We start from the raw sequence: 12,323 nt of genomic DNA, 5'->3' as shown, positions 1-12,323 counted from the left end.
CTCAGCGTGCGTCTGCCGCAATCAAGGCGCGCACGTCGTCCGAAAAGGCGGCGGCCGTGTCGCCCAGATAGAGCATGTGCCCGGACTCATAGTCGCGAATGGTCGTCCTGTCGGCGGGCACGCCTGCCTGTCTTAGAGCGTCCTTGGCGGCGGCGGGGGTCGTGACCAGATCGAAATAGCCGCTGGCGACCAGGACGCGCAGGTCGCCGTTCCGGCGCATGGCCGTGGCCAGATCGGCGGCGAAGGACTGGCCCTCTGGCACGCCCGTCCGCTTCCAATTCCAGCCGAACAGCAGGTTGCGCCAGACGATGGCGCCGTAGGGGCGATCCATGCGCACCTTCAGGTCCTTCGCCAGCATCTGATGAAAGGCGGAGACAAATCCCGGCACATAGCGGCCCATGGCGGGGTCATCGGCCACGGGTTCGCCGCCGTCGCCCGCCAGCGGCAGGGTGTAGCGTCCGTCATAGAGCCCCACCGCCAGCCCTTGGTCCGCCAGCAGCAGTTGGGAGAAGGCGCGCGTCGACAGCACCAGAGTCTCGGGCCAGGCCTCGGCCGGCACGCCGGTATAGCGGATCAATCGAGCGACGACGGCGGCGCGTTCCGCTTGGCTCAGCGCGCCGGTGGCGGCCTTCTCGACGGCGTTCAGATAGTCGCCGGTGGCGAAGGCCGAGACCTCGGCGTCGAAATCGGCCAGGCTTCGCCCGCCGCGTTCGATCCGCCCGTGGCTCCAGGCCGTGGCCGCCATGGCCGGAAGGTTCAGCGCCGCCGCACGCGCGGGGCCGGGGCCTGCACCCTGGCCGTTGAGGCTGGACCCCAGCAGGATGATCCCGTTGATCGTGATGCCGCGCATGACCCCGGAATAGGTGGTCGGCCCGCCCATCAGAGCGCGGGGCAAAAGGGCGGCGCGGGCGCTGCCGTAGCTTTCGCCCATCAGGTACTTCGGCGCGTTCCAACGGCCGTTGGCGCTGAGCCACAGCTCGATGAACTGAGCGATGCTCTCAGCGTCCTGGTCGACGCCGTAGAAATCCTCAGGCTCGCCGACGCCGACGATGCGGCTGAAGCCGGTGCCGATGGGGTCGATGAAGACCAGGTCCGCCACGTCCAGCAGGCTATCCGGGTTGTCGACGACGCCGAAGGGCGGAACATTGCTGGGGTTGACCTCACGATCCAGTTGCACCCGGCGCGGGCCGACCACGCCCATGTGCAACCATAGCGAGGACGAGCCGGGGCCGCCGTTGAAGACGAAGATGACAGGGCGATCGGCGGGCGCGTCATCCTTCACATAGGCGAAGCTGAACAGGGCGGCGGTCGGCTGATCTCGACCATTGCGCAACAGGGTCTCGCCGGCGGTCGCCGTATAGGCGATGTGCTGACCTCGGATTTGCGTCTGATGGCGGGTGACGAAGGGCGCGAAGGCGGTCATGCCGTCATGCGCCGCCGGCGCCTCCGGGATCGCCGTCGAGGCGGGCATGGCCGCCAGACAAAGGCTCGCGGCGAGGCCGCCGATCACCGCGCCTGCGGCGTTCCTGTGTAGGCGCCTGAACATCCTAGCCCTCCCAAGCGGATCACCAGGTCATTGTGCCGGGCGGGCGCCGGACGTTCTTTGCAAAAGCATCGAGGCTGGCGGGGAGATTGCAAATGACATGCGCGCCTGAGGCAGGCGAAGCAGCTTCTATGCGTGGTACGCGCAGGTTGGTTCGAGTGATTGCGTTCCTGTTCAACACACTGAGTGATCTATGCGCAGAACCATGCCTGCAAGAGAGAACGGAGCGAGGCGCGCCCACCGACGCAGCGTGTTCGCATAACCCTGCCGACGGCATGACGCTAAGATTTCATTCCACGACTGGGGAGGTTGGCATGAGGCGGCGGACGGTGCGTTTGGGTCTGGCGGCGGGCATGGCGATGCTGGCGGCCATGGGGAGCGCCTACAGCGTCGCTCGAGCCGATGTCGCGAGCCTCTCAGAAACGCGAGCCGTCCCGGAGCACCCGGTCGAGACGCGCCACAGCGTGCAGGTCGACGGGCGAACCCTGGACTATGTCGCAGAGGTGGGGCGCATCGCCATCCGTGATGTCGAAACCGCTCAGGCGCGCGGCTACATGGGCTACATCGCCTATCGGGTCGAGGGCGTCGCGCCTCGTCCGGTGATTTTCGTCTGGAACGGCGGTCCCGGGTCGAACTCGACCATCCTGCATTTCGAAGTCGCCGGGCCGAGGCGGGGGGAGGGCGATCGCCTGGTCGAGAACCCCGAGACCTGGTTGGAGGATGCGGACCTCGTCTTCGTCGATCCCATCGGCACGGGTTTCAGCCGACCGGTCAGCGCCGAGGCGGCCGGAGAATTCTACGGCACGGTTGGCGACGTCGCTTCGGTCACGGAGTTCGTCCGCGCGTGGCTTCTGCAGCACGCTGCGGAAGAGCGGCCGGTCATCCTGGCGGGGGAAAGCTGGGGCGCGGGGCGCGCCGCAAGCGTCGGCTACAGGCTGATCCGGCAAGGCGTCCCGGTGAAGGGACTGGTCCTGATCTCCGGCGGTGACGGCCTGACGGCCGAATATCTGCCCAGGCCCATGGCGACTGCGCTGCGTCCCATCGATCTGGCCCCTGTCGCCCTGTATCACCGCCGCCTCGATCCCGCCTTGGGCGCCGATGTCGAGACCGTGAGGGCGCGCGCCCGCGCCTGGATCGAGCAAACCTATCTGCCCGCCTTGCAGAGCCAGGACATGAGCGCAGTCGAACGGGCCGCGGTGGCGGTCGACCTGGCGCGTTTCACCGGCGTGCCGCTCGATTCCATCGACCTTGCGATGCTCAGCTTCACGCCGCGCCAGCATCTGCGCGGCCTGCTGGCGGATGCAGGTCGGACGCTGAACATCTTTGACATGCGCCTGACCGAAGAGCCGCGCTCCGACTTCCGCAAGGCTATCGACCGTTATCTGCGGCATGACCTGGGGTATCGGACGGATCTGCCCTACCTTGGCCTCCAGGCGGCGGAGGCCGGTTACGCGCCGTTTGATCGCTATCCTCAGAGCGTGGGCTCCCGTTGGAATTACGCCACCATCGACGCCACGCCGGAGCAGGTTGAGACAGCCATCCGCGAGGCGGTTCAGAAGGGCGGAGGCCCCCCGCGTATCGGACCGCCTTTGCCGGGCACCGAAGAAGCCGTGGCGCAGGAACCCGACCTGAGAGTGCTGGTCGCTTCGGGTCGCTATGATTCCCTGGCGAGTTGCGCCCGTGACGAGGCGCTGAAGCTTCGATTGCCGGAGCCCCTGGCGGCGGCGATGACGTATCGTTGTTACAACGGCGGTCATATGTTCTATCGGGACGAAGAGGCGCGGCGGCTTTTTCGTCAGGACCTCGCCGATATCGTCTCGTCCAGCCTGAACGACTGACGGGTTGAAAGCCGTTTGAAACCCGCAACGCCAGCAAGCGCTGGAACCTTCCGCCTGGTCGCGCATCCAATGTCTGGGGATGACTGCAGATGGCCAGGAGGACGGGCATGGACGGGTCACGGACCGAGGAGGCTGCAGGGCCGGACTTCAGCCGAGGCGTAGCGATCACGCAGGCGCCGCTGGACGGGTTTCTGGCGGGACATGTCAGCGGCGAGCCCGTTCTGCTGGTGCGGCGGACCGATGGTTTCTGGGCCGTAAGCGCGACCTGCACCCATTACGGCGGCCCCTTGAGCGAAGGCCTGGCGGTCGGCGATACGGTGCGCTGTCCCTGGCATCATGCCTGTTTCGACCTGCATAGCGGCGAGGCGCTGGCCGCGCCCGCCATGAGTCCGCTGGACGCCTGGCGCGTCGAAATCGAAGGCGACCTGGTGTTCGTGCGAGCGAGAGAAAAGACGTCGCTGCCGACGACGCCCGCGCAGCCGGCGCATCCACGGCGCATCGTGATTATCGGCGGCGGCGCGGCGGGGTTTGCAGCGGCGGAGATGCTGCGGCGGCGCGGCTATCAGGGAAGCCTCGCTCTTCTGAGCGCGGACGATGCGCCGCCATGCGACCGGCCCAATCTGTCGAAGGACTATCTGGCGGGAACCGCGCCCGAAGACTGGATTCCGCTGAAACCGCCGGAATTCTATGCCGAGCACGCCATCGACCTGCGCCTGGGTTTCGAAGTGGCTCGGTTGGACCTTCCGGCGCAGGAGGCGGTGAGGTCCAGCGGCGAACGCATCGGCTATGACGCCCTGCTGGTGGCGACGGGAGCGGAACCGATCCGACTGAAAGGGCCGGACTTCGAGCGGAACAATGTTTACGTCCTGCGCTCGCTGGCCGACGCCCGGGCCATCATCGCGGCGGCGCATCATGCTCATCGCGTCGTGATCGTCGGGGCAAGCTTCATCGGACTGGAGGCCGCCGCATCGTTGCGAGCGCGGGGACTGGAGGTGCATGTCGTCGCTCCGGAAACGACGCCGCTGGAACGCGTCATGGGGCAGGGGCTCGGCGCCTTCGTGCGGAACCTGCATGAACAACAGGGCGTGCGTTTTCACTTGGACGCCACGGCCGTGGCCTTTGACGGCGACAGGGTGACCCTGGCCGACGGGACGCGTCTGGATGCGGATTTCGTGGTGCTGGGGGTCGGCGTGCGGCCTCGGCTGCAACTGGCGATCGACGCCGGACTGGCGGTCGATGGCGGGGTGATCGTCGATCGGATGATGCGCGCCAGCCATCCCGGCGTTTACGCCGCCGGGGACATCGCGCGCTATCCCGGGCGAGTCGCCGGCGAGGCCTGGCGCATCGAACACTGGGTCGTGGCCGAGCGTCAGGGGCAGGTCGCCGCCCTGAACATGCTGGGCGAGCCCACGGAGTTCATCGACGCTCCCTTCTTCTGGAGCCAGCACTACGATCAGGCGATCCGCTACGTCGGCCACGCGCAAGCCTGGGACGCCATTCGCCTCGACGGCTCAATCGAGGACGCTGACGCCACCGTCCGTTTCGAAGCCGGCGACCGTCTGCTCGCCGCCGCGACGCTCGGCCGTGATCTGGAGAGTTTGCGGATCGGCGAGGAGTTGAGAGGCTGAAGATGGCGATCTTGGGGATGGGCCGTGTCGGCGCGTATTGAAGATTACGCGCTGATCGGAGACTGCGAGACCGGAGCCTTGGTCTCAAGAACCGGCTCTGTGGATTGGCTGTGCTGGCCGCGCTTCGATTCCGGGGCCTGTTTCGCCGCGCTGTTGGGCGAGCCCCGCCACGGTCGATGGAAGATCGTGCCGACCGACCCGACGGCGCGGGTCACGCGCCGCTACGAGCCCGACACCCTGATCCTGGAAACGACGTTCGAGACCGAGACGGGGACGATCGCTCTCGTCGACTTCATGTCGTTACGCGGACGAGATTCGAACCTGATCCGCAGCGTCGTCGGCAAGACCGGGTTCGTCGAGATGGACATGGAGTTGATCCTTCGCTTCGGATACGGCGCGACGCTGCCCTGGGTGACCCGAGGCGATGACGGCGCCCTGAAGGCGGTCGCTGGTCCGGACATGGTCATCCTGCGCACGCCGGCGCCGATCCGCGGCGAAGGCCTGTCGACAGTGGCGCGCTTCACCATCAGCGCGGGCGAAACCATGCCTTTCGTCCTGACCTACGGCCCGTCCCATCGGCCGGTCCCCAGGGCCGTTGATCCCGAGGCCGCCCTGCAGGCCACGCGAAGCTTCTGGTCGCGCTGGGCGGTGCGGGGCAAGGTCAAAGGCCCCTATGCACAGCCTATCCAACGCTCGCTGCTGACGCTCAAGGCCCTGACCTATGCTCCGACCGGCGGATTGGTCGCGGCCCCGACGACCTCCCTGCCGGAGGCCTTGGGCGGGACGCGAAACTGGGACTATCGCTATTGCTGGATTCGTGACGCCACCCTGACCTTGCTGGCGCTGATGAACGCCGACCATTTCACGGAAGCCCGAGCCTGGGTCCGGTGGCTTCAGCGCGCTGTGGCCGGCGCGCCCGACGAGATGCAGATCATGTACGGCCTCGCCGGAGAGAGGCGGCTGATGGAATGGGGCGCCGACTGGCTGCCGGGATATGAGGCCGCCGCGCCGGTTCGGATCGGCAATGCGGCGCACCAGCAGTTCCAGCTCGACGTCTACGGCGAGTTGATGGACGCCTTTCATCAGGCGCGACGCTGGGGCTTGGTCGAGGACAGCAGTTGGGCGTTGGAGCGCGCAGTGGTCGCTCACGTCGCCAAGGTCTGGGATCAGCCGGACGAAGGCATATGGGAGGTGCGCTCCGGATCTCATGACTTCACCTTCTCCAAGATCATGGCCTGGGTCGTGATGGATCGGGCCGTCAGGGCGGTGGAGGATCATGGGCTCGACGGGCCGGTCGGCGAATGGCGCGCTCTGCGTCAGACCATCAAGACGTCGGTGTTCCAGAACGGCTTAGACGCCGCGACCGGGGCGTTCAAACGGGCCTATGACGATCCCAGTCCTGACGCCAGCCTGTTGCTGATAGGCGATCTGGGATTCGTCGCCCATGATGATCCGCGCTTCGCCGCCACTGTCGCCGCCGTCGAGCGAGAATTGTTGACGCCCGAGGGCTTCGTCAGGCGTTATGACAGCTTCCGCGTGCACGATGGCCTGCCGCCTGGTGAAGGGGCCTTTCTCCCTTGCAGTTTCTGGCTGGCCGACGCCTACGTCATGCTCGGCCGGATCGAGGACGCGAGGCGTCTGTTCGAGCGCCTGCTCGGGCTGTGCAACGACGTCGGCCTGTTGTCCGAGGAGTATGATACGGGAGCCGGGCGGCTGGTCGGCAATTTCCCGCAGGCCTTCTCACACGTCGGCCTGTTGAATACGGCGCAGAACCTGACGCGAAGCGCCAAGCCCAGTCTTCAGCGCGCGGGGCGGCGCACGGCGTCATGATCGTGGGGGCGTGGAGCCGGCGGGCAGGACGAACCGCCTGACCGCATGGGCGAACCCGTCGTTCTCATTACTGTCGGTCACGAGGTCGGCCTTTGCCTTGACCGCCTCGCTGGCGTTGCCCATGGCGATGGACAGGCCGCTCTTGCTGAACATCATCACATCCGTGGGCATGTCGCCGATGGCGGCGACCTGCTCGGGCGCGATGTTCAGTCGTCGGGCCAGGGCGAGCACGACGGCGCCCTTGTTGGCCTGAGGATGAGTCACGTCGAGGAAGTGCGGTTCCGAACGGGCCGCGCTGACCCGATCGCCAAGCTTATGGCGAACCGCCGTCTCGCAGCGGGCGACCAGAGGCAGGTCGTCGGAGACGCCGACGATCTTCAGCGTCTGGCTCAGATCATCGTCGCTGAAGTCCCTCACGACCTTGGCGTCAAACTGCAGGATCCAGGCCTCGCGCGCCACATGCGATCCATGAGGGTTGCGGACCAGCCAGTCTTTTTCCGTGTAGAGCCAGACGTCCAGCCCCTGATCGCGCAGCAGGTGCACGGTCGCCCTGGCCGTCTCGGCGTCGATCATATGACGCCGGATCACGGACAGATCGGGCCGCACGTAAAGCCCGCCATTGAAGCCGACCAGAGCGCCCTGCAAGGCCAAGGGCCGGATCAGCATCCGCATACCGCGCGGCGGCCGGGCGCTGGTCAACGCCAGGGCGATCCCGGCAGCGGCCAAGTCTCGCGACGCCTGCATCGCAGCCTCGGTCAGAACCTTTTCGCGTGTGACCAGGGTGCCGTCCACATCCGCCAGCAACAGGCGTATGTCCGGGCGGTCCTTCATGGTCGAGGCGACGGCGGCATGGGGTCGATCGCCTCGGCGCCTTCGATGTGGCCTCCAAAGCCGAAGCGCATGGCGGACAGCATGCGCTCGGCAAAGGTATGATCCTTGCGTGAACGGAAGCGCGCATAGAGGGCGGTGGACAGCACGTCCACCGGGACGGCTTCCTCGATGGCCGCCTCCACGGTCCAGCGACCCTCGCCGGAATCCTGGACGTAGCCCGAATAGTCGCTGAGCTGGCCGTCCTTGACCAGGGCCGCTGCCCCCAGGTCGAGCAACCAGGAGGCGATGACGCTGCCCCGCCGCCACACCTCGGCGATCTCCGCCAGGTTCAAGGTGTAACGCTCGTCTTCGGGAAGGTCTTCGGAGTTCTTGTTGCGCAGGATGTTGAAGCCTTCGGCATAGGCCTGCATCAGGCCGTACTCGATGCCGTTGTGCACCATCTTGACGAAGTGCCCGGCGCCCGTCGGGCCCGCATGGATATAGCCGCGCTCGGCCGTCGAGGGCTGGCCGTCGCGCCCTGGCGTGCGGGGGATGTGGCCGAAACCGGGGGCCAGGGCGGCGAAGATCGGATCGAGACGGGCGACGGCTTCCGGCGGGCCGCCGATCATCATGCTGTAGCCGCGATCCAGGCCCCAGATCCCGCCCGAAGTGCCGCAATCGACATAGGCCACGCCCTTGTCGGCCAGTGCCTTGGCCCGGCGAATGTCGTCCTTGTAGAAGCTGTTGCCGCCGTCGATGATGGCGTCGCCGGGCGCGAGCAGGTCGCGCAACTGCTGAACGGTGTCCTCAGTGGCCTGACCGGCGGGCAGCATCAGCCACACCGCGCGGGGCTTCTGCAGCTTCTCGACCAGATCCGTTAGAGAGACGGCGGCCGTGGCGCCCTCGCTCGCCAGGATGTCGCGCGCCTTGGCGTCCAGGGCGTAGACGACGCAATCGTGACCTGCGGCCATCAGGCGACGGGTCATGGCGCCGCCCATGCGGCCCAGTCCGACCATGGCGATCTGCATGACGGCCTTCCTTCTCTACGAGCGGCGCGGATTTGCGAGATGGACGTCGCGCTGGCGGGCGAGGGCGACGAACAGCTTGTCAAAGGCGTCGGTGAACTGGCGAACGCCGTCGACTACCAGTGCGTCGGTGGCGGCCTGCATCGACACGCCGTGCTGCTCCAGGGCGATGAGCAGGGCGCGGGCATCGTCCACGCCGCGCTCGATGGCGTCGGGGACGACGACCCCGTGATCGCGGAAGGCGTCCAGGGTCGCCGGGGGCAGGGTGTCGACGGTGTCGCGACCGATCACCGCCTCGGCATAAAGGGTGTCCTTGTAGGCCGGGTTCTTGGTGCTGGTGGAAGCCCATAGCAGGCGCTGGGTCCGCGCGCCGGCGGCGGCCAGAGTCTGCCAGCGAGGACTGGAGAACAGGGCCTGGTAGCGATTGTAGGCCAGGGTGGCGCTGGCGATGGCGGCCTGGCCGCGCAGCCCGTCCGCCAGAGCCTTGTCCTCCAGCGCGTCCAGTCGCTTGTCGACCTCGGTGTCGATCCGGCTGAGGAAGAAGCTGGCCACGCTGGCGATGCGCGACAGGTCGCCGCCCGCCTGTCGCCATTGTTCGAGGCCGGAGAGGTAGGCTTCGACCACCTGTTCATAGACCGCCAGGGAGAACAGCAGGGTGATGTTGATGTTCAGACCGCGCCCGGTCAGTTCGCGGATCGCGGGGATGCCCGCCGGGGTCGCCGGAACCTTGATCATGACATTGGGTCGGTCGATCGCCTGATGCAGACGCATGGCTTCGACGATGGTGGCCTGGGTGTCATCCGCCAGATAGGGCGAGCATTCCAGGCTGATGTAGCCGTCTCGCCCCTCCGTCCTGTCGAAGACCGGACGCAGGACCGCTGCCGCCGCCTGAATGTCGGCGATGGCCAGGTGTTCGTAGATGTCCGAAACGCTGTGGTCGCCCTTGGCCAGGAAGGCGCTGATCGCCTCGGCGTACTCGTCGGTCCCCGCGATGGCTTTCTCGAAAATCGAGGGGTTGGAGGTGACGCCCTTTAGGCCGTCGTCGTCGATCAGGGCCTTCAAGCCGCCGTCCTGGATCAGACTGCGCTTCAGATAGTCGAGCCAGATCGCCTGACCGCAGGCTTCGAGCTGTCGGAGCGGTGTCATACGCCCTGTCCCTTTGCTGTGATCAACTGAGCCTTGGCGGCTTCAAACACGGCGTCCGCCGTAAAGCCGAACCGGGCCATCAGATCGTCGGCCGGCGCCGAGGCGCCGAAACTTCTCATGCCGATCCGTGCGCCCGCGGACCCGACATAGCGGTCCCAACCGATCACCGCGCCGGCCTCGACCGAAACGCGCGCCATGACGCCGGGCGGCAGGACGCTGTCGCGATAGGCCAGGTCCTGTTGCTCGAACAGTTCCCAGGACGGCATGCTGACGACCCGAGCGGCGACGCCCTGTTGCGTCAGCCTCTTGAACGCCGCCACGCAGACGGCGACCTCGCTGCCGGCGCCGATCAGGATCACTTCCGGATCGTCGGCCCGAGCGTCCGCCATGACATAGGCGCCGCGCGCCAGCCCCTGGGCGGAGGCGTAGAGGGTGCGATCGAACGTAGGCAGGGCCTGGCGGCTGAGCACCAGACAGACGGGCTGATCCTTGAGGTTCCCGATGACGCGCCAGGCCTCCACGACCTCATTGGCGTCGGCGGGACGAAGCACGATAAGGTTCGGGATGGCGCGCAGGCCGACCAGTTGCTCAATGGACTGGTGGGTCGGCCCGTCTTCGCCCAGGCCGATGGAGTCGTGGGTATAGATGTAGATGACCGGCAGCCGCATCAGGGCGGCCAGGCGGATCGACGGCTTCATGTAGTCGGAGAAGATCAGGAAGCTGGAGCCGTAGGCGCGAAGTCCGGACAGGGCCATGCCGCTGAGCACGGCTCCCATGGCGTGCTCGCGAATTCCGAAATGCAGGTTGCGGCCAGCATAGGCGCTGACCTCGAAGTCGCCCGCCGCCTCGAATGTCAGATTGGTCTTGGTCGAGGGCGACAGGTCCGCCGAGCCGCCTACGAGCCAGGGATAGCGCGCGGCGACAGCGTTGAGCGCCTTGGCCGACGACGCTCGACTGGCCAGGCCCTTGGCGTCGGCGGGGAAGACGGGGAGGTCGGCGTCCCAGCCTCTCGGCGCTTCGCCCTTGGCCATCTGGTCCAACTGCGCCGCCAGATCGGGATGCTGGACGCGATAGGCGTCATAACTTTCCCGCCATGCCGTTCGCGCTGCTCGTCCGCGCCGCCCGACGCCTGCGTCGAAATGGGCGCGCACGCCGTCGGGAATCAGGAAATGCGCGTCTTCGGGCCAACCGTAGCGACGCTTGGCCAGGCGGACTTCTTCCTCGCCCAGGGGCTCGCCGTGCGCCGCGCTGGTGTCCTGCTTATGCGGCGCGCCATAGCCGATATGACTGTTGACGATGATCAGGGTCGGCGTGCTGTCGTGCTCGCGAAAGGCTTGCAAGGCCTCGGCCATGCGCTCGACGTCATTGGCGTCGCCGACGTGGAGCACGTTCCAGCCATAGGCCAGGAAGCGCGCCGCCACGTCCTCCGTGAACGTCAGGTCCGTGTGACCCTCGATGGTGATGGTGTTGCAGTCATAGATCCAGCAGAGGTTGCCCAGCATCAGATGACCGGCGATCGAGGCCGCCTCGCTGCTGACGCCCTCCATCAGGTCGCCGTCGCTGCACAACACATAGACGTCATGGTCGAAGATGGTGAAGCCGGGCCGGTTGAAATGCGTGGACAGCCAGCGTTCGGCGATGGCCATGCCCACGCTGGTTCCGCAGCCCTGACCCAGCGGTCCAGTGGTCGTCTCCACTCCAGTCGTATGGCCGTATTCGGGATGGCCGGGACATCGGCTGTCCAGTTGCCGAAAGGCCTTGATGTCGTCGAGCGAGACGGACGGGGTGTCGAGGCGTTCGTGATCCGGGCCGCACTGTCGGACTCCGGTCAGATGCAGGATCGAATAGAGAAGCATCGAGGCGTGACCGTTGGACAGCACGAAGCGGTCGCGGTTCAGCCAGAGCGGGTCCGTGGGATCGTAACGCAGGACGCGCTGCCACAAGGTGTAGATGACCGGCGCCAGGGCCATCGGCGTGCCGGGATGTCCGGATTCCGCCTTCTGCACGGCGTCCATCGACAAGGTGCGTATGGTGTCGATGCAGAGCTGATCGATTGAAGCCGTGTTCGGCTTCAGCATCTCTTCGGCGGCGGTCATGACATCCTGTCTCGCCTGATTGCGATGCGGACGCCCCCGATCGAAACTCGTGAGGGAAGGCGAGGTTGCACCGTTCCCGGCCGATCGGATGAGAGCCGTGGGAACCTTTGGATGCGGCCTGCCGTTGGCCGACAGGCCGAGGGGATCGCCAAGAGGCAAGGGCAGGAGGTCGAGGATGGGCGATAGGGAAGCCGAACAATTCCGGGTCGGGGACCGAGTGAGCTGGAACTCGGAAGCCGGTCGCGTCAGCGGCACGATCATTCGGGTCCACACTCAGGATGTCGACTACAAGGGCCACATCCACCACGCCCGTCCGTCCGAACCTCAGTATGAGATCAAGAGCAGCAAGACAGATCACATCGCCCTTCATCGCGGCGCGGTCCTGACGCGCCTGAGCGACTGACGCT

9 protein-coding genes are annotated in these 12,323 nt (G+C 66.6%); 4 read left to right on the top strand and 5 right to left on the bottom strand.

The genetic code is table 11. The annotated features are described in order from the left end of the window. Position 1: 1 nt before the first annotated feature. A complete protein-coding gene (locus ACWGL1_RS15650; RefSeq protein ID WP_452112512.1) occupies positions 2–1,546 on the bottom strand; it encodes a S10 family peptidase in 1,545 nt (514 codons plus the stop codon). A gap of 311 nt (positions 1,547–1,857) precedes the next feature. Between ACWGL1_RS15650 and ACWGL1_RS15645 the strand changes: the two genes are divergently transcribed. The 3 genes from ACWGL1_RS15645 to ACWGL1_RS15635 all read left to right on the top strand — a co-directional run bounded on the left by ACWGL1_RS15645 (position 1,858) and on the right by ACWGL1_RS15635 (position 6,839). After that, positions 1,858–3,381, top strand: a complete 1,524-nt coding sequence (locus ACWGL1_RS15645) for a S10 family serine carboxypeptidase-like protein (protein WP_452112511.1) — start codon at positions 1,858–1,860, stop codon at positions 3,379–3,381. A gap of 107 nt (positions 3,382–3,488) precedes the next feature. Continuing rightward, on the top strand, positions 3,489–5,009 hold the full coding sequence (locus ACWGL1_RS15640; RefSeq protein WP_452112510.1) for an FAD-dependent oxidoreductase: 1,521 nt from the start codon (positions 3,489–3,491) through the stop codon (positions 5,007–5,009). A 24-nt stretch (positions 5,010–5,033) separates the two neighbouring features. Beyond that, positions 5,034–6,839, top strand: coding sequence for a glycoside hydrolase family 15 protein (locus tag ACWGL1_RS15635; RefSeq protein WP_452112509.1), 1,806 nt, complete (start codon positions 5,034–5,036; stop codon positions 6,837–6,839). Here the strand turns inward: ACWGL1_RS15635 and ACWGL1_RS15630 are convergent. Genes ACWGL1_RS15630 through tkt form a run of 4 tightly spaced genes read right to left on the bottom strand, consistent with a single transcriptional unit; the run spans position 6,834 to position 11,916 of the window. Beyond that, positions 6,834–7,670, bottom strand: a complete 837-nt coding sequence (locus tag ACWGL1_RS15630; RefSeq protein ID WP_452112508.1) for a Cof-type HAD-IIB family hydrolase — start codon at positions 7,668–7,670, stop codon at positions 6,834–6,836. The two genes, ACWGL1_RS15635 and ACWGL1_RS15630, sit on opposite strands and share 6 nt — an antisense overlap. Beyond that, on the bottom strand, positions 7,667–8,677 hold the full coding sequence (gnd, locus tag ACWGL1_RS15625; RefSeq protein ID WP_452112507.1) for a phosphogluconate dehydrogenase (NAD(+)-dependent, decarboxylating): 1,011 nt from the start codon (positions 8,675–8,677) through the stop codon (positions 7,667–7,669). Before gnd ends, ACWGL1_RS15630 begins: the two co-directional genes overlap by 4 nt. 15 nt (positions 8,678–8,692) lie before the next feature. Next, complete coding sequence (gene tal / locus ACWGL1_RS15620) at positions 8,693–9,820, bottom strand: transaldolase (RefSeq protein ID WP_452112506.1); 1,128 nt, start codon at positions 9,818–9,820, stop codon at positions 8,693–8,695. Then, entirely contained in the window at positions 9,817–11,916 is a 2,100-nt protein-coding gene (gene tkt, locus ACWGL1_RS15615; RefSeq protein ID WP_452112505.1) for a transketolase, read from the bottom strand. Before tkt ends, tal begins: the two co-directional genes overlap by 4 nt. A 175-nt stretch (positions 11,917–12,091) precedes the next feature. Here tkt and ACWGL1_RS15610 point away from each other — a divergent pair, with 175 nt between their 5' ends. Next, positions 12,092–12,319, top strand: a complete 228-nt coding sequence (locus ACWGL1_RS15610; RefSeq protein WP_452112504.1) for a DUF2945 domain-containing protein — start codon at positions 12,092–12,094, stop codon at positions 12,317–12,319. The last annotated feature ends 4 nt before the right edge of the window (positions 12,320–12,323 follow it).

The organism is Brevundimonas sp. NPDC055812 (assembly GCF_053616535.1).
The sequence above is the reverse complement of the archived record's forward strand: the minus strand, read 5'-3'. Positions and strand labels throughout refer to the sequence as shown.

Bases quoted from the DNA above. Each gene is read 5' to 3' on its own strand.
- ACWGL1_RS15650 (WP_452112512.1), bottom strand. From the start codon at position 1,546: ATGTTCAGGCGCCTACACAGGAACGCCGCAGGCGCGGTGATCGGCGGC.
- ACWGL1_RS15645 (WP_452112511.1), top strand. From the start codon at position 1,858: ATGAGGCGGCGGACGGTGCGTTTGGGTCTGGCGGCGGGCATGGCGATG.
- ACWGL1_RS15640 (WP_452112510.1), top strand. From the start codon at position 3,489: ATGGACGGGTCACGGACCGAGGAGGCTGCAGGGCCGGACTTCAGCCGA.
- ACWGL1_RS15630 (WP_452112508.1), bottom strand. From the start codon at position 7,670: ATGAAGGACCGCCCGGACATACGCCTGTTGCTGGCGGATGTGGACGGC.
- gnd (WP_452112507.1), bottom strand. From the start codon at position 8,677: ATGCAGATCGCCATGGTCGGACTGGGCCGCATGGGCGGCGCCATGACC.
- tal (WP_452112506.1), bottom strand. From the start codon at position 9,820: ATGACACCGCTCCGACAGCTCGAAGCCTGCGGTCAGGCGATCTGGCTC.
- tkt (WP_452112505.1), bottom strand. From the start codon at position 11,916: ATGACCGCCGCCGAAGAGATGCTGAAGCCGAACACGGCTTCAATCGAT.
- ACWGL1_RS15610 (WP_452112504.1), top strand. From the start codon at position 12,092: ATGGGCGATAGGGAAGCCGAACAATTCCGGGTCGGGGACCGAGTGAGC.